Annotated in this window: 20 protein-coding genes; 12 read left to right on the top strand and 8 right to left on the bottom strand. The window is 73.3% G+C overall.

Features of this window, described 5'->3' with window-relative positions:
- Both ACSMHG_RS08490 and ACSMHG_RS08495 read left to right on the top strand, forming a co-directional pair.
- A partial coding sequence (locus ACSMHG_RS08490) for an enoyl-CoA hydratase/isomerase family protein (protein ID WP_435743669.1) occupies positions 1-415 on the top strand: 415 nt, incomplete at its 5' end.
- A gap of 8 nt (positions 416-423) precedes the next feature.
- Entirely contained in the window at positions 424-2,298 is a 1,875-nt protein-coding gene (locus ACSMHG_RS08495; RefSeq protein WP_435743895.1) for an ABC transporter ATP-binding protein, read from the top strand.
- Between the two features lie 31 nt (positions 2,299-2,329).
- On the opposite strand, the gene ACSMHG_RS08500 is transcribed toward ACSMHG_RS08495, so the two are convergent.
- On the bottom strand, positions 2,330-3,124 hold the full coding sequence (locus ACSMHG_RS08500) for an SURF1 family cytochrome oxidase biogenesis protein (protein ID WP_435743671.1): 795 nt from the start codon (positions 3,122-3,124) through the stop codon (positions 2,330-2,332).
- Between the two features lie 118 nt (positions 3,125-3,242).
- On the opposite strand from ACSMHG_RS08500, the gene moaA reads away from it, so the two are divergent.
- A complete protein-coding gene (moaA, locus tag ACSMHG_RS08505) occupies positions 3,243-4,241 on the top strand; it encodes a GTP 3',8-cyclase MoaA (protein WP_435743673.1) in 999 nt (332 codons plus the stop codon).
- On the opposite strand, the gene ACSMHG_RS08510 is transcribed toward moaA, so the two are convergent.
- Both ACSMHG_RS08510 and ACSMHG_RS08515 read right to left on the bottom strand, forming a co-directional pair.
- On the bottom strand, positions 4,238-4,462 hold the full coding sequence (locus ACSMHG_RS08510) for an acetone carboxylase (RefSeq protein WP_435743675.1): 225 nt from the start codon (positions 4,460-4,462) through the stop codon (positions 4,238-4,240). The two genes, moaA and ACSMHG_RS08510, sit on opposite strands and share 4 nt — an antisense overlap.
- Positions 4,463-4,469: 7 nt before the next feature.
- The gene (locus ACSMHG_RS08515) at positions 4,470-4,814 is read right to left on the bottom strand and encodes a DUF3099 domain-containing protein (protein ID WP_435743677.1); all 345 of its coding nucleotides are present in this window, start codon (positions 4,812-4,814) and stop codon (positions 4,470-4,472) included.
- A gap of 58 nt (positions 4,815-4,872) precedes the next feature.
- On the opposite strand from ACSMHG_RS08515, the gene ACSMHG_RS08520 reads away from it, so the two are divergent.
- The 5 genes from ACSMHG_RS08520 to ACSMHG_RS08540 all read left to right on the top strand — a co-directional run bounded on the left by ACSMHG_RS08520 (position 4,873) and on the right by ACSMHG_RS08540 (position 8,362).
- On the top strand, positions 4,873-5,085 hold the full coding sequence (locus ACSMHG_RS08520; protein ID WP_435743679.1) for a dodecin: 213 nt from the start codon (positions 4,873-4,875) through the stop codon (positions 5,083-5,085).
- Positions 5,086-5,158: 73 nt separating this feature from the next.
- Positions 5,159-5,896: a 3-oxoacyl-ACP reductase FabG gene (fabG, locus tag ACSMHG_RS08525; RefSeq protein WP_435743681.1), complete on the top strand. Its 738-nt coding sequence runs from the start codon at positions 5,159-5,161 to the stop codon at positions 5,894-5,896.
- Positions 5,897-5,898: 2 nt separating this feature from the next.
- Positions 5,899-6,684 carry an enoyl-ACP reductase FabI gene (gene fabI / locus ACSMHG_RS08530; protein WP_435743683.1) on the top strand — a complete coding sequence of 262 codons (786 nt, stop codon included), beginning with the start codon at positions 5,899-5,901 and terminating at the stop codon, positions 6,682-6,684.
- Positions 6,685-6,714: 30 nt separating this feature from the next.
- Positions 6,715-7,239 (top strand): SixA phosphatase family protein, encoded by a 525-nt coding sequence (locus ACSMHG_RS08535; protein ID WP_435743685.1) that lies wholly within the window; start codon positions 6,715-6,717, stop codon positions 7,237-7,239.
- 163 nt (positions 7,240-7,402) lie between these two features.
- The gene (locus ACSMHG_RS08540) at positions 7,403-8,362 is read left to right on the top strand and encodes a hypothetical protein (RefSeq protein WP_435743687.1); all 960 of its coding nucleotides are present in this window, start codon (positions 7,403-7,405) and stop codon (positions 8,360-8,362) included.
- Positions 8,363-8,478: 116 nt separating this feature from the next.
- Here the strand turns inward: ACSMHG_RS08540 and serB are convergent, their stop codons facing one another.
- The gene (gene serB / locus ACSMHG_RS08545) at positions 8,479-9,693 is read right to left on the bottom strand and encodes a phosphoserine phosphatase SerB (protein ID WP_435743689.1); all 1,215 of its coding nucleotides are present in this window, start codon (positions 9,691-9,693) and stop codon (positions 8,479-8,481) included.
- A gap of 50 nt (positions 9,694-9,743) precedes the next feature.
- Entirely contained in the window at positions 9,744-10,484 is a 741-nt protein-coding gene (locus tag ACSMHG_RS08550; protein ID WP_435743691.1) for an Rv1486c family protein, read from the bottom strand.
- Positions 10,485-10,544: 60 nt separating this feature from the next.
- On the opposite strand from ACSMHG_RS08550, the gene ACSMHG_RS08555 reads away from it, so the two are divergent.
- The 4 genes from ACSMHG_RS08555 to ACSMHG_RS08570 are packed head-to-tail and all read left to right on the top strand — an operon-like array spanning position 10,545 to position 13,748.
- Positions 10,545-11,339, top strand: coding sequence for an ABC transporter ATP-binding protein (locus ACSMHG_RS08555; protein WP_435743693.1), 795 nt, complete (start codon positions 10,545-10,547; stop codon positions 11,337-11,339).
- A 25-nt stretch (positions 11,340-11,364) separates the two neighbouring features.
- On the top strand, positions 11,365-11,826 hold the full coding sequence (locus ACSMHG_RS08560; protein ID WP_435743695.1) for an NfeD family protein: 462 nt from the start codon (positions 11,365-11,367) through the stop codon (positions 11,824-11,826).
- A gap of 8 nt (positions 11,827-11,834) precedes the next feature.
- Positions 11,835-12,980, top strand: a complete 1,146-nt coding sequence (locus ACSMHG_RS08565) for an SPFH domain-containing protein (protein WP_435743697.1) — start codon at positions 11,835-11,837, stop codon at positions 12,978-12,980.
- Positions 12,981-13,748, top strand: a complete 768-nt coding sequence (locus ACSMHG_RS08570; RefSeq protein WP_435743699.1) for a sulfite exporter TauE/SafE family protein — start codon at positions 12,981-12,983, stop codon at positions 13,746-13,748.
- 15 nt (positions 13,749-13,763) lie between these two features.
- Here the strand turns inward: ACSMHG_RS08570 and ACSMHG_RS08575 are convergent, their stop codons facing one another.
- Genes ACSMHG_RS08575 through ACSMHG_RS08585 form a run of 3 tightly spaced genes read right to left on the bottom strand, consistent with a single transcriptional unit; the run spans position 13,764 to position 15,917 of the window.
- Positions 13,764-14,138 (bottom strand): hypothetical protein, encoded by a 375-nt coding sequence (locus ACSMHG_RS08575; protein WP_435743701.1) that lies wholly within the window; start codon positions 14,136-14,138, stop codon positions 13,764-13,766.
- 43 nt (positions 14,139-14,181) lie between these two features.
- Positions 14,182-15,141: an alpha/beta hydrolase gene (locus tag ACSMHG_RS08580; RefSeq protein ID WP_435743703.1), complete on the bottom strand. Its 960-nt coding sequence runs from the start codon at positions 15,139-15,141 to the stop codon at positions 14,182-14,184.
- Positions 15,138-15,917: a glycerophosphodiester phosphodiesterase gene (locus ACSMHG_RS08585; RefSeq protein ID WP_435743705.1), complete on the bottom strand. Its 780-nt coding sequence runs from the start codon at positions 15,915-15,917 to the stop codon at positions 15,138-15,140. The genes ACSMHG_RS08580 and ACSMHG_RS08585 overlap by 4 nt, the downstream gene beginning before the upstream one ends.
- Positions 15,918-15,924 lie beyond the last annotated feature (7 nt).

Raw genomic sequence — 15,924 nt, forward strand, 5'->3', positions numbered from 1 at the left:
CGCCGGCTTCCAGCTCGCGCTCGCCTGCGACCTGCGCGTCGTCTCGACCGACGCCCAGCTGTGCATGAAGGAGTCGGCCCTGGGCCTGGTCCCGGACCTCACGGGAACAAAGCCCCTCGTGGAGTGCGTTGGCTACGCCAGGGCACTGGAGATCTGCGCGACCGCGCGGATGGTCGGCGCCGACGAGGCCGTGCGGATCGGCCTGGCGCTCGCCGCCGTGCCGACCGACCAGCTCGACCAGACCGTCGCCGACCTCGCCGAGGCCCTCACCGCACCGCTCCACGGCGCGGTGTCGGAGATCAAGGCGCTGCTGCAGGGCGCCCACGAGCGGGACCTCGAGGACCAGCGCCGGCTCGAGCGCGAGGCGCAGGGGCGTCGGTTCCGCGAGATGGTCTCCCTGATGGGAGGTCGGTGAGGAGCAACATGTCGGGGATGTACGGCGCGGGCACCGCCTGGCGCACCCTCCGGACGGACCGGAGCGTCGTCAACAGCCGCCTCGGTCGCGACACGGTCCGCCGGGTCCTCGGCTTCGCGCGGCCCCACCGGGGGCTCATCTCCGTCTTCCTGCTGCTCACCGTCGTCGACGCCGCCCTGGTGGTGGTCAGCCCGCTGCTGGTCCAGCGGATCGTCGACGACGGCATCCTCGAGGGTGACGGTCGACTGGTCACCCTCCTCGCGCTCGCGATGGCCGGTGTTGCGGTCGTGACCGCCGCGCTGGCGGTGCTCAACGGGTGGCTCTCCTCCCGGATCGGTGAGGGGCTGATCTTCGACCTGCGCACGCAGGTCTTCGGCCACGTCCAGCGCCAGTCCCTGGCCTTCTTCACGCGCACCCAGACCGGCGCCCTCGTCTCCCGGCTCAACAACGACGTCGTCGGCGCCCAGCGGGCGTTCACGACCACGCTCTCGAGCACCGTCTCGAACTCCATCGCCGCCTTGGTCGTCGGCATCGCGATGTTCGCCCTCAGCTGGCGGGTCACGCTCCTGTGCCTCGCGCTCTTCCCGATCCTCTTCGGCGTCTCCCGCTTCGTGAGCACCCGGCTGGCCGGTCTGACGCGGGACCAGATGGACGGCAACGCCGACCTCGGCAACGTGATGACCGAGCGGTTCAACGTCGGCGGTGCCATGCTGCTGCGCCTCTTCGGCCGTCGGGCGGAGGAGGACGCGCTCTTCGCCTCGAAGGCCGCGCGGGTGCGCGACCTGGGCGTCCGGATCTCGCTCATCACCCGCCTGTTCGGGGCGTCGATGATGCTGGTGCCCGCGCTGGCGACCGCCCTCGTCTACGGCGTCGGCGGCCACCTCGTCATCGACGACGCCCTCACCATCGGCACCCTGCTCGCGCTGGCCACGCTGCTGTTGCGGCTGCTGGGTCCGCTCCAGGGGCTCTCGAACGTCCGCGTCGACGTGATGACCGCGCTGGTCAGCTTCGAGCGGGTCTTCGAGGTCCTCGACCTGCCCTCGCTGGTGGTGGAGAAGGACGGCGCGGCGGCGCTGCCGCCGACGGCGTCGCGCCTGGAGTTCGACAGGGTCTCGTTCAGCTACCCGCGGGCCGACGACGTGTCCCTCGCCTCCCTCGAGACCGTCACGCGCCTGGAGTCCCGCGATCACGAGCAGGTCCTGCACGACATCTCCTTCACGGCGGACGCCGGCCAGATGGTGGCGCTCGTCGGGCCCTCCGGCGCCGGCAAGACGACGGTGACGCACCTGGTGGCGCGCCTCTACGACGTGGAGTCCGGTGCCGTGCGGGTGGGCGGTCACGACGTCCGCGACGTGACGCTGGAGTCGCTCGAGGACGTCGTCGGCTACGTCACCCAGGACGCCCACATGTTCCACGACACGATCCGGGCGAACCTGCTCTACGCGCGTCCGGGTGCACGCGACGAGGACGTCTGGGCGGCACTCGAGGCGGCGCAGGTCGCCGGTCTCGTGCGGTCCCTCCCCGACGGGCTCGACACGGTGGTGGGCGACCGGGGGTACCGCCTCTCCGGAGGGGAGCGCCAGCGGCTGGCCATCGCCCGGCTGCTGCTCAAGGCGCCCTCGATCGTCGTCCTGGACGAGGCCACGGCTCACCTGGACTCGGGGTCGGAGGCGGCGGTCCAGCGGGCGCTCGACGCCGCGCTGGCGGGCCGGACCTCCGTGGTCATCGCGCACCGGCTGTCCACGGTGCGCAACGCCGACCGGATCCTGGTGCTCGACCGCGGCCGGATCGTGCAGTCGGGCACCCATGCCGAGCTGCTCGCGCAGGGTGGTCTCTACGCCGACCTGCACCGCACGCAGTTCGTCGACGACGTACCCGCCTGAGCCGGCGTCAGGTCGCTCGCCCCGGCGTGGGTCAGCGGCGTGCCGACGGGGCCCGCGGGCGGGACGGCCGCGGCTCGCGCTGCCCCCGCCGGGGCCCGCGCCGGCCGCGCTGGTGCTCGTCCCAGGCGAGGTAGACGAAGCCCACGACGGCGAGGACGCCGAAGAACCACCACTGGAGCCCGTAGAAGAAGTGCGGTCCGTCGTTCTGCTCGGGCAGCTCGACCGGTTCCAGCGCCTCGGCCGGGGGCGGGTCCTCCGACCGCAGCTCGACGAAGCCGCCGTAGACCTCCCTGCCCTGCTCCTCACCGATCACCGTGCTCGACACCGCCCGCGTCGAGCCGTCGCTGATCGTGGTGCTGTCGCCGGTGCCGTCGCGGCGGACGTAGCCGGTGACGGTGACCTCGCCGGCCGGCGGCGCGGGGGCGTCGACCTCGTCGAGGCCACGGTTGTCGGTGGCCATCCAGCCCCGGTCGACCAGCAGCGTCGTCCCGTCGGCCGTCACCAGCGGCACGACGACGTCGACCCCCGACCGGCCGTCGCGGGTGCGGTACCGCACGATCACGGTGTCGTCCTCGTCGTACCGGCCCGTCGCCGTGATCACGCGCCACTCGTCGCTCTCGGCGGGCTGGCGGCCGGGGGAGAGCACCTCCGCGACCGGCGCTGGGGAGAGCTCCTCGTTGCGCTCCACCACACGGTTGCTCTCGCGGCGGTTCTCCAGCCGGTCGAACTGCCAGTTCCCGAGCCACCAGGTCCCCCACGCCACCGCGGCCACGGCCAGGGCGAAGAGCGCCCAGCGGCGGCTCAGCAGGAACCGGAATGAGCTCACTGCACGAGGCTATCCGGAGCCGTCCGGTGACCCACGGGGAGCGGCCGTGATCTGCGACTCCCGAACCGTGCCACCGACCCAGCCCCGGCCCGTGGCCCCGGGTCCTACAGTGGGTGGGGTGACGACGACACCCCTGGCCGACCGGTACGGACGCGTCGCCACGGACCTCCGCGTCTCGCTGACCGACCGCTGCAACCTCCGCTGCAACTACTGCATGCCGGCCGAGGGGCTCGACTGGCTCCCCGACGACTCGGTCCTCACCGACGACGAGGTCGTGCGGCTGATCACCATCGGCGTCGAGCGGCTCGGCATCCGCGAGGTCCGGTTCACCGGCGGCGAGCCGCTCGTCCGGAGGGGCCTGACCGGGATCGTCCGCCGCACGCGCGCCCTCGGGGACGGTCTCGAGCTGTCGATCACGACCAACGCACTGGGGCTTGCCCGCACCGCCGCCGCCCTCGCCGAGGCGGGGCTCGACCGCGTGAACGTCAGCCTCGACACCGTCCGCCGGGACACCTTCGAGACGATCACCCGCCGCGACCGGCTCCACGACGTGGTGGCGGGCCTCGAGGCCGCCCAGGCGGCGGGGCTCGGCCCGGTGAAGGTGAACGCCGTGCTGCTGCGCGGCACCAACGACGACCAGGCGGGCGAGCTGCTGGCGTGGTGCCTCGAGCGCGGCTACGAGCTGCGGTTCATCGAGCAGATGCCGCTCGACGCCCAGCACGGCTGGTCCCGCACCGGGATGGTCACGGCGGAGGAAATCTTCGACCGCCTGGCCCGCGACTTCACGCTCACGCCGGCCTCCGAGCCCCGGGGGAGCGCCCCTGCCGAGCTCTTCCTCGTCGACGGCGGTCCGGGGACCGTCGGGGTGATCGCCTCGGTCACCCGCCCCTTCTGCGGCGACTGCGACCGCGTCCGGCTCACCGCCGACGGCCAGGTCCGCAACTGCCTGTTCGCCCGGGAGGAGTCAGACCTCCGGGCGGCCCTGCGTGCCGGCGCCGGTGACGAGGAGGTCGCCGGCCGGTGGGTCGCGGCGATGGCCGGCAAGCGCGCGGGCCACGGCATCGACGACCCGGCTTTCCTGCAGCCGGACCGGCCGATGTCCGCGATCGGCGGCTAGACCTCCCCGGCCTGGTCCGACGTCCCGTCCGTCGGCTCGTGGGGCACGACGTCCTTGAGGAAGCCGCGCGCGCCGAGGAAGTCGGCGAGGGAGGTCCGGTGGTCGTCGCAGGCCAGCCAGACCTTGCGCCGGTCGGGCGTGTGCAGCTTCGGGTTGTTCCACTGCAGCTGCCAGGCCGCCGGCGCGGTGCAGCCCTTCGCCGAGCAGGTGTCGGGGTCCATCAGCCGATCATCGCGCGTGCGGACCGACCTCGGGCTCGCGGGGCGCTCCGGACCCCAGCTGCGGGGCGCCGTACGCCGCCTCCTGGAGCGCGAAGCCCTCGGCCCGCGTGGCCTGGACGTTGGCCAGCACCACCGCGATGTAGGGCAGGACGAGCGCGCCGGCGATGAGGAAGGGCCACAGCCAGTCGAGGCCGGCGAGGGCGGCCGCCACGGCGCCGACGAAGCAGGCCGAGCGCAGGCTCATCGACAGCAGGTAGCGGCGCTGCCGCGCCGCGATGTCGGCGTTTCGGCTGGTCGCGGCGGTGGTGATCCGCACCGCCTCACCGCGGTCCTTGCGCTGCTCCTTGGGCACGCGTTCCAGCGTACGTCGCTAGAGTGCGCAACCCACGCGTCGACCGGAGGACACCACCATGACAAACCGCACGTACCGCGTCACCGAGATCGTCGGCACCTCGCCCGAGGGCATCGACGCGGCCATCCGCAACGGGGTCGAGCGCGCCGCGCGCACCCTGCGCCACCTGGACTGGTTCGAGGTCACCCAGGTCCGGGGCCAGGTCAAGGACGGGTCGGTCGAGCACTTCCAGGTCGGCCTCAAGGTGGGTTTCCGGCTCGAGGACGACTGACCGGCGGCCCGCGCCGCACCGCTGTGACCTGGGCATTCGGCGTACCCGCCGGTAGTCACTAGCGTCCTGGGACGTGAGTGAGGAGAGCAACACCGACCACGCCCCGACGGGCCGCTCCGTGCTGGTCACCGGCGGCAACCGCGGCATCGGCCGGGCGATCGCCGAGGCGTTCCTCGCCCAGGGCGACCGGGTGGCGGTGACCACTCGCAGCGGGGGCGCGCCCGACGGCGCGCTGGACGTGCGATGTGACGTCACCGACGCCGCAGCCGTCGACGCCGCCTTCGCCGAGGTGGAGGCGGCGCACGGGCCGGTCGAGGTGCTCGTCGCCAACGCCGGCATCACGCAGGACACCCTGCTCCTCCGGATGAGCGAGGACGACTGGTCCTCGGTCATCGACACCAACCTCACCGGCTCCTACCGCCTCGCCAAGCGCGCCGCCAAGGGCATGCTCCGGCTGCGCCGCGGACGGATCATCCTGATCTCCTCGGTGGTGGGCATGCTGGGCTCCGCCGGCCAGGCGAACTACGCCGCCTCCAAGGCCGGGCTCGTCGGCATGGCGCGCTCGCTCGCCCGCGAGCTCGGCTCCCGGTCCATCACCACGAACGTGGTCGCCCCCGGTTTCGTCGAGACCGACATGACGGGCGTCCTCACCGACGACCAGCGCGCCACCATCAAGGCGCAGGTGCCGCTGGGGCGGTACGCCGTGCCCGCCGAGGTCGCCTCCGCGGTGACCTGGCTGGCCTCCGACGACGCGGGCTACGTGACCGGGGCCGTCATCCCGGTCGACGGCGGCCTGGGAATGGGACACTGAACATGACCACCAGCAACGGGGGCATCCTCGAGGGCAAGCGCATCCTGGTCGCCGGCGTGACCATGGACTCCTCCATCGGCTTCGCGGTCGCGCGCGTCGCCCAGGAGCAGGGCGCCACGGTCCTCATCTCCAACTTCGGGCGGGCGCTGTCGATCACCCGGCGCATCGCGAAGCGGCTGCCGGTCGAGCCGCCGGTGCTCGAGCTGGACGTGACCGACCCCGAGCACCTCGAGCGGCTGCCCGAGCTGGTCCGCGAGCACGTCGACGGGCTGGACGGCGTGGTGCACTCCATCGCCTACGGCAACCCCGAGACGCTGCTCGGCGGCCGGTTCCTCGACGGGCCCTGGGAGGACGTGGCGCAGGCGGTGCAGGTGTCGGCGTACTCGTTGAAGTCGCTGGCGGTCGCCTGCCGACCGCTCATGGGCCGCGGCTCCTCGGTCGTCGGCCTCACCTTCGACGCGACGGTGGCGTGGCCGGCGTACGACTGGATGGGCGTGGCGAAGGCCGGTCTCGAGTCCTGCTCGCGCTACCTCGCCAGGGACCTGGGCCCCGACGGGATCCGCTGCAACCTGGTGGCAGCAGGCCCGCTGCGCACCCTGGCGGCCAAGGCGATCCCGGGCTTCGGGGACCTCGAGTCGATGTGGGCCTCGCGTGCGCCGCTCGGGTGGGACAACACCGACCAGGAGCCGACGGCGAAGGCGGTCTGCGCCCTGCTGTCCGACTTCTTCCCGGCGACGAGCGGCGAGATCGTCCACGTGGACGGCGGGTTCCACGCCATGGGCGCCTGAGCGTCGGGTCCCTCTGTCAGAATCGACCGGGTGAGCAGCACCGATCCCGCCGCGCGCACCCTGGTGCTCGTGCGGCACGCCAAGGCGGAGGACACCGCCGCGTCCGACGCCGAACGCCGGCTGACCGACCGCGGGGCGGGTGACGCCGCGGACGCCGGGCGGTGGCTCGCCGCGCGCGGCGTGACGCCCGACCACGCCCTGGTCTCGGCGGCCGCACGCACGACGGCGACGTGGCAGGCGATGGCCGCGGCGGCCGGGTGGCGGCTGGAGGCGGATGTCGACCGCGGGCTCTACTCCGCGGGGCCCGAGACCGTCATCGACCTGCTGCGCGCAGTCCCCACCGACGCGCGGACCGCGGTGGTCGTCGGGCACAACCCGACCATCGCCTCCCTCGCCCAGCTGCTCGACGACGGCGAGGGCGACCCCGAGGCCGGCAACCAGCTCGCCCTCGGCTACCCGCCGGCCTCGGTCACCGTCCTGCAGCTCGGCGTGGCCTGGGCCGACCTCGCCCCCGCCGCCGCCTCCGTCGTCGCCTTCCGCCCCGGCCGGGCGTAGCAAAGGGCGATAGGCGTCAGGATCCCAAGTGAACCTGGGATGCTGACGGTTCCCGGTGCGTGCAACACCCGCGAAGCGTGCACAAGCACCGTGGAGCAACGGCTTCCTCCACAGGACTCCACCGCCCGGGCGAGCGGCTTCCCGCTGCGGGGAGGAGGCCGGCATGCAGAGACCCCGCCACCTCCGCGAGCCGGAGGACCCCCGCAACGGCCCCGTGATCTTTCGCCAGCAGCTGCTCGCGGACGGCGTCAACGACCAAGCGATCGCACGGATGGTGCGCTCCGGCAGGCTGCGACGCGTTCGTGACGGCGCATTCGTGACTCCTGACGTGTGGGACCGGCTGGACGACGTCGGCCGGTATGGACTCCGGTGCCGCGCCGTCCTCGGCCAGGCGAAGGCGCCCGTGGTGCTGTCGCACGTGTCCGCCCTCCCCGAGTGGGACGCGCCGACGTGGGGCTTCTCCCTGGACGACGTGCACGTGACGCGCACGGACGGGATCAGGGGCCGCCGAGCGCCCGGCGTGCAGCACCACGTGGGAGCCCTGAGTCCCGCCGACTTCACGCGGGTGAACGGCGTACCGGCAGTGACCGCGGCCCGTGCCGCCCTCGAAACGGTCTCACTCGGGTGCTCGGAGGCCAGCCTCGCTGTGATGAACGACGTGCTCCACCGCGGGCTCACGACCCCAGAGGAGCTGCGTGACCAGTACGTCGCGATGCAGACCTGGCCCGGCATGGCCCCGGCCGAGGTGCTGCTCCGGCTGGCCGACCCGCGCATCGAGTCGGTGGGGGAGACGCGGACCTTCTGGGCGATCTACCAGCAACGGCTGCCGAAGCCGGTCAGCCAGCTGGAGATCACGGACAGCACGGGGCGGACCGTGGCGCGGCTCGACTTCGCCTGGCCGGAGCTCGGGGTGTGGCTGGAGTTCGACGGGCGCGCGAAGTACGAGAAGTTCCGCCGACCCGGCGAGAGCGTCGCGGACGCGGTCGTACGTGAGAAGAACCGCGAGGACCTCGTCCGTCGCATCACCGGGTGGCGGTGCATCCGGGTCATCTGGGCCGACCTGAGCGACCCCTACCGACTGGCCGGCCTGATCCACGCCGCGCTCTTCCCGAACGCGGCCTGACCCTCAGCCTCAGGTTGACGGCGCCCCGGCCGCTTCACGGCCGATGCTGACGCTTGTCGGCCATCGCAACAGCAGGGAAGCGTCAGCATCCCAAGTAAACCTGGGATGTTGACACTTCACCGCTCGACCGGAGGGGCGGGCGTGACGATGCCGGCCTCGGCGTCGGCGGCCTCGACTTCCTCGCGGGAGATGCCCAGCAGGTACATGATCGCGTCGAGGTACGGCACGTTCACCGACGTGTCGGCGGCGTCGCGGACGAGCGGCTTGGCGTTGTAGGCGATCCCGAGCCCGGCGGCGTTGAGCATGTCCAGGTCGTTGGCGCCGTCGCCGATGGCGATGACGGCGTCGAGGGGGACGCCGATGTCGCCGGCGAACTCGCGCAGGGCCCGAGCCTTGCCGGCCCGGTCGACCACCTCCCCGACGACGCGGCCGGTCAAGACGCCGTCGACGACCTCGAGCTCGTTCGCGCGGGCGTAGTGGATCCCGAGGTCGGCGGCGAGCCGGTCGGTCACCTGCGAGAACCCGCCGGAGACGATGGCGAAGCGGTACCCGAGCCGGCGCAGCGTCCGGACCATCGTGCGTGCCCCGGGGGCCAGCTCGAGGTTGTCGTAGACGTCGTCGAGCGCGGTGGCGGGCAGCCCCTCGAGCAGCGCGACCCGCGCCCGCAGCGACTCCTCGAAGTCGACCTCGCCGCGCATCGCGGACTCGGTCACCGCGGCCACCTCGGCCTCGCAGCCGGCGTGGGCGGCGAGCATCTCGATGACCTCGCCCTGGACGAGGGTGGAGTCGACGTCCATCACGATCAGCCGCATGCCACGACGGAGCAGGTTCGCGGGCTGGACGGCGACGTCGATCCCCAGCCGCGCCGCCTCCGAGGCGAGCATCGGGCGGAGCTCGGCGACCTCCATGCCGGAGACGTGCATCTCGATCGCGGTGACGGGGTAGCGCGCCATCCGCTCGATGCGGTCGATGTTCGCGCCGCTCTCCGCGATCCGGCCGGCCACGGCCGCCATGTCGGTCGCCCGGAGCGGGGCGCCGATGATCGTGACGTGCGAGCGACCGCCGGGCCGACGCCGGTTGTCACCGGTCCCGCGCTCCACCTCCACGCTCATGCCGAGCCCGGCGGCGGTCTCCTCCACGGCGTCGCGCAGCCGCTCCCAGTCGCGGGGCACGGTCACGAGCACGCCGAGGACGAGCCGGCGACGGAGCACGATCTGCTCGACGTCGACGACCTCCACGCCGGTGCGCGCGAGGGTGGAGAAGATCTCCGAGGTCACGCCCGGCCGGTCCTTGCCGGTCAGCGTGATGAGCAGGGTGTCCGGGGCGTCCATCGGGCGCGAGGCTATCGGTCCACGGCCGGACGAGCCGCGTCGGTCCGTCCTCAGGCCGGGGGCCAGGCCTCGGGGGAGCAGGCGGCGACCAGCGCGCGACGGCCGGCCCGGTCCAGGGGGAGCAGCGCCTCGCGCCGGGCCCGCACCTCGTACGACGACACCGCGCCGCCGTCGTCCTCGAGCGCCAGCGCGGTGATCGCGGTCACCTGCAGTGCCCGTCCCGCGAGGTCGACGCAGCGGGGCGGCACGCCTTCGGGGGCCACCAGTGCGGGCCGGTGCCGCAGGTTCAGCAACCGGTCGGCGACCTCGGGGTTCCAGCGCGCGACGTCCAGGTCGGCCAGGGCGCCAGCCGACTCCAGCAGCGCCGCGCGCAGGGCGCGGTCGGCCTCGCCGACGTCGGGCAGCTGGCGCCGCTCGGCGCGGTGGAGGACCCACGCGACGGCCGCCCCGGTCCGGACGGGCACCAGCCCCGTCGCCGCCCCGGCGACCACCACCGCGGAGCCGGCCTCGAGGGCAGCGGTGTTGAACGGGGCCGGTCCGCCGAGCCCCACGGGGTCGCCCTCGGCGGGGAACGCCGCGCCGACCGACGTCGCGCCCTCCGCCCGGAGGCGTGCCAGGCCGCCGAGGAGCGTGTCGGTGCCCTGGAAGGGGTCGGCGACCGTGTGGGTGGCGTCGTCGCCGATGACCGCGTCGAGCATCAGGTCGGTCACGACCGACCCCCGGAGCCAGGCCGTGGCCCACCAGGCCAGCCGGGCCGCCGGCGGCAGGGTCTCGTCGGCGCGCTCGTCCACGGCCGAGCACTGTACGCAGCCGTCCTCCGGCCACCGGCGGGTGCTCGCTAGGGTGATGCCATGGCCGCAGTCCTGGAGTTCGCCGAGGTCACGGTCCGGCGCGGCCAGGCGACCCTGCTGGACCGGGTGAGCTGGACGGTCGAGGAGGACGAGCGGTGGGTCGTGCTGGGCCCCAACGGCGCGGGCAAGACGACGCTGCTGCAGGTCGCGGCCGCGCAGCTGCACCCGACCTCGGGCGTCGCCGGCATCCTCGAGGAGGTGCTCGGGACGGTCGACGTCTTCGACCTGCGCCCCCGCATCGGCCTCACCAGCGCCGCGCTCGCCGACCGCGTCCCGCGCCACGAGAAGGTCCAGGACGTGGTCGTCTCCGCGTCGTACGGCGTCGTCGGGCGGTGGCGCGAGGAGTACGACGGCCTCGACCACGACCGCGCCCGGGACCTCCTCGCCGAGGTGAGGGCCGACCACCTGGTCGACCGCACCTTCGGCACCCTGAGCGAGGGCGAGCGCAAGCGGGTCCAGATCGCCCGCGCGCTGATGACCGACCCCGAGCTGCTCCTCCTCGACGAGCCGGCGGCCGGGCTCGACCTCGGTGGCCGCGAGGACCTGGTCTCGACCCTCAGCGTGCTCGCGATGGACCCCGACTCCCCGGCGACGGTGCTCGTCTCCCACCACGTCGAGGAGATCCCACCGGGCTTCACCCACGCGCTGCTGCTCCGCGAGGGCGGCGTCGTCGCGCAGGGCCTCCTCGACCACGTCCTCACCGAGGCGAACCTCTCCGCGACGTTCGGGATGCCGTTGGCGCTGCGCCACGAGGACGACCGGTGGGCGGCACGGCGCCGGACCCGGGCGCGATAAGACCCTTACCGATAGGGTCGGTGGCATGGACTGGCTCGGGGACAACGCATGGGCGGCGTGGCTGAGCGTCGCCGCGGCCCTCGGCGTGGCGGAGCTCTTCAGCCTCGACCTGGTCCTGCTCATGCTCGCCGTCGGAGCGATGGCCGGCATGGTCGCCGGCCTGCTGGCAGCGCCGGTCGTCGTCCAGGTCCTCGTCGCCGCCGCCGCGTCGATCGCCATGCTGACGCTCGTGCGCCCCTCGATGGTCAAGCGGCTCCACGGCGGCCCCGAGCTCCGTCTGGGCCACCAGGAGCTCGTCGGCCGCCAGGCCGAGGTGCTCCAGGAGCTCAGCGGGCTCACCACCGGCCGGATCATGCTGGCCGGCGAGGAGTGGTCGGCCAAGCCGTACGACGAGACCCTCACCATCGCGCCGGGGGAGACCGTCGAGGTCCTCCAGATCCGCGGCGCGACCGCCTACGTCCACCCCGTCCCCCGCCTCGAGAGCTGAGAGGTCCCATGCCCGTCGTCGTCCTGGTGCTGCTGGCCCTGCTGCTGGTCTTCGTCATCACCGTGCTCGTCAAGACCGTCCGGATCGTGCCGCAGGCACGTGCCGGCATCGTCGAGCGCTTCGGAAAGTACAAGCAGACCCTCCCCGCGGGCCTCAACATCGTCGTGCCCTTCATCGACAAGGTCCGCTACCTCATCGACCTGCGCGAGCAGGTCGTGAGCTTCCCGCCGTCGTCGGTCATCACCGAGGACAACCTGACCGTCGAGATCGACACCGTCATCTACTTCCAGGTCATCGACCCGGTCGCCGCGACGTACGAGATCGCGAACTACATCCAGGCGGTCGAGCAGATCACGATGACCACCCTGCGCAACATCGTCGGTGGCATGGACCTCGAGCAGACGCTGACCAGCCGGGAGACGATCAACTCCGGCCTGCGGGGCGTGCTCGACGAGGCGACCGGCAAGTGGGGCATCCGCGTCGGCCGGGTCGAGATCAAGAGCATCGACCCGCCGCCGTCCATCAAGGACACCATGGAGAAGCAGATGCGCGCCGACCGGGACAAGCGCGCCGCGATCCTGACCGCCGAGGGCCAGCGCCAGTCGGCGATCCTGACCGCCGAGGGCCAGAAGCAGTCGGCGATCCTCCAGGCCGAGGGTGCGCGCGAGTCCGCGATCCTGCGGGCGCAGGCCGACCGCGAGTCCGCGATCCTGCGCGCCCAGGGCGAGGGGCAGGCGATCCAGACGGTCTTCCAGGCCATCCACGACGGCCGGCCCGACCAGTCGCTGCTGGCCTACCAGTACCTCCAGATGATGCCGAAGATCGCCGAGGGGGACGCCAACAAGGTCTGGATCGTCCCGAGCGAGATCGGCAAGGCCCTCGAGGGGCTCGGCTCGACGATGAACAACCTGCAGGGGATCCCGCAGGAGGTCGACGGACCCCGCACCCGCGTCGACATGGGTCCCAGCGACCCGCAGGTCCCCTCGGCGGTCGGCGAGGGGAGCGAGGCGACCGCCGCGGTGCAGGCGGCGATCCGGGAGGCCGAGGACGCCGCCCAGCCGCGTCGCGCCGCCGCAGCGGCTGCCGGTGAGGGTGACGGAGGGTCGGAGTCCCCGGCCCCGCCGGCACCGCCCACGGCTCCGCCGACCTCCTAGGTGCTGCTGGAGTCGGTCGCGATCCTCCTCGCGGGGGTCGCGGCCGGTGCGATCAACACGATCGTGGGCTCGGGCACGCTGATCACCTTCCCGACGCTGCTCGCCTTCGGCGTGCCGCCGGTGACCGCGAACGTCTCCAACAACATCGGGCTGGTCCCCGGCTCGGTCTCCGGTGCCGTGGGCTACCGCCGGGAGCTCGCCGGCCAGCGCCGGCGGGTCCTGAGGCTCGTCAGCGGCTCGCTGGTCGGCGGGCTGGCCGGCGCGCTGCTGCTGCTGTGGCTGCCGGCGGACGCGTTCGAGACCGTGGTGCCGGTCCTCATCGGGTTGGGCGTCGTCCTCGTCGTGCTGCAACCGCGGATCTCCCGCGCTGTCGCAGCGCGACGGGCCCGCCACGCGGTCGACGACCGTCCGCACGCCGACGCGTGGTGGACGTGGCCGGCCACCGCCCTCACCGGCGTGTACGGCGGCTACTTCGGCGCCGCCCAGGGCGTGATCCTCATGGGCGTGCTCGGGATCGCCGTCGAGGAGGAGCTGCAGCGCCTGAACGCCGTGAAGAACGTGCTCGCCGCGGTCGTCAACGCCGTCGCCGGCGCGGTCTTCATCGTCCTCGCCGACGTCGACTGGCGCCTGGTCGCCCTCATCGGCGCCGGTGCCGTCGTCGGTGGCCAGCTGGGCGCGACCGTGGGCCGGCGACTGCTCCCGGCCGTGCTCCGTGCGGTGATCGTCACCGTGGGGCTCGTCGCGATCGTCGCGTTCCTGGTCAGCTGACCACCGGGCCCGCCCTCAAACGGTGGTGGTCGACCGCTTGGTCCGCAGGCCCAGGAGGCCGGCGACCACGGCGCCGGAGGCGACGGCCGTCATGCCCTGGCCGGCCTTGACGGGCACGGAGCCGTCCTTGGTCGCGACGTAGCCGGTGGCGGCGTCGGCGATGTCGACCAGCACGCCGAGCAGCACGAGGTTCCGGCGGGCCTTCCCGCTGGCCAGCAGGGTGGCCGCGCCGAGGGCGATCTCGCGGGTGCCGAAGAGCCGGGTGAGGTAGGGCAGCTGCGGGCTCGCGGCGGGGTCCAGCATCATCTGGCGCGCGGTCGCGGCCGGGTCGTAGAGGGAGGCGGCGCCGATGGCGATGCGGCCGAGGGAGAGTCCGGTCACGGGGTTCATGCTCGGACCCTAGCGAAGGCCGCGGACGGGCGGCGTCGGCGTGTCAGCCCACCCAGGCGTCGTGCCACCGCCCGATCGCGTCGTACGCCGCGGCGCGCGGCGCGGGCCGGGAGAGGACCACGTCGTGCCGCGCGCCCGGGACGGCCACGTAGGTCACGTGTGGGCCGACCGCGCCGGCCCACCGGCGGATGTGGGCGACCTCGAGCACGATGTCGTGGCAGTGCACGTCCTCGCACATCGTCGTGGGCCGAGCGGTCGCCCCCGAGGAGAGCACCAGCACCGGGCACGGCACGCTGAGGCCGGCGTGGAGGGCGGCGTGCCCCCGCCGTACCGCTCGGAGCCACCCGGCGTGGACGGCGAACGACTCCACCGGCTTCCAGGCCAGGTCGAAGTCCCACTCGCCCTCGTGGTCGCGGTGCAGGCTGCGGGCGTAGAGGCCCGAGACCTTCCGGGGGATGGCCCGCATCGGGGCCCGCCTCCCGACCTCCTGCACGACGAGGCTGCCGACCGTCCGGGCCAGGAGGTTGCCCTGCAGGTCGAACCAGGGCGAGTTCAGCACCATGCCCACCAGCTCGGCAGGCCGGCGCTCGTCGGCCCACAACGGCGTGGTGAGCCCGCCCGTGGAGTGCGCCGACACCACGACTCGCTCGTGGCCGTCGCGACCGGTGATCCGCTCCCAGGCGGCGTCGAGGTCGGGGAAGTACTCCGCGAGGTCCGCGACGTAGTTGGGCGTCTGGTGCGGACGCAGCGAGCGCCCGTACTTGCGCAGGTCGAGGGCGTAGAAGTCGTACCCACGGTCGCACCACCACTCCGCGTAGGCCGTGTGGAAGAAGTAGTCGGCGAAGCCGTGCACGTGGAGCACCGCTCCACGCGCGGTGGCGGAGCACCGGCGCCGGACCAGGGTGGCGACGACCGGCCCCTCGGCGTCGTCGGGCAGGAGGATCTCCTCGGCCAGGTACGGCTCGCCGAGGACGTCCACGACCGCGTCCGCCGGCCGGCTCACGCGCGCGACCTCCTCGTGCGCCGGGCGGCACGCCGCTGGGCGCGTCGCTGGTCACGTCGCTCGCGGATGCCGAGGGCGTGCTCGGGGTGATTGGTGGTGACCAGCCAGGCGCGACCGGGGCGCATCCAGTAGCGCAGCGACCCGGGCGTGTCGACGGTCCACACCAGCAGCGGCATCCGCCGGCGGCGGGCGAACCCGGCCAGGCCGGCCCGGGCGAGCCAGTGGTGGGCCACCACGACGTTGGCGCGCGACTGCCGGTAGCGCAGGTGCGGCCAGACCTCGGAGGCCCGGACCCGGACCTGCCGCCACACCGGGAAGCCGGTGACCTTCCGGCCCAGCGAGAGCCCCACCTTGAGGTCGTAGCCGTGGGCGTCGGCCCAGCCGCGGACGTCCTTGACCGCCTGGTCGTCGAGGGTGGTGACCACCAGGTCCTCGGTGCCGAACGCCTCGACCGCCCGGGCCGTGGCCTCCGCGCACCCGTCGACGAACTTCAGGTCCAGGTGGGCGCCGACCCGGCCACCGAGCAGGCCGAGCACGTCGTGGTACCCCAGCAGCCCGGGCACGACGGCGCGGAGCTCCGCCTCGGTCATGGTGGCGAGCGGCACCTCGTGCCCGTCCACCTCCACCACGTCGTCGTGGAAGACGACCAACCCACCGTCGCCGCACCGCTGCACGTCGAACTCGACGAAGTCGACGTCGAGGTCGATGGCGCGTTCGACCTGGTCACGGGTCAGGCAGCGGTGGGCGCTGAGGAGCACGGGCTCGCGGCGGGGCACAGACCCC

The sequence above is a fragment of the Nocardioides ureilyticus genome, from assembly GCF_051280745.1.
GTDB lineage: Bacteria > Actinomycetota > Actinomycetes > Propionibacteriales > Nocardioidaceae > Nocardioides.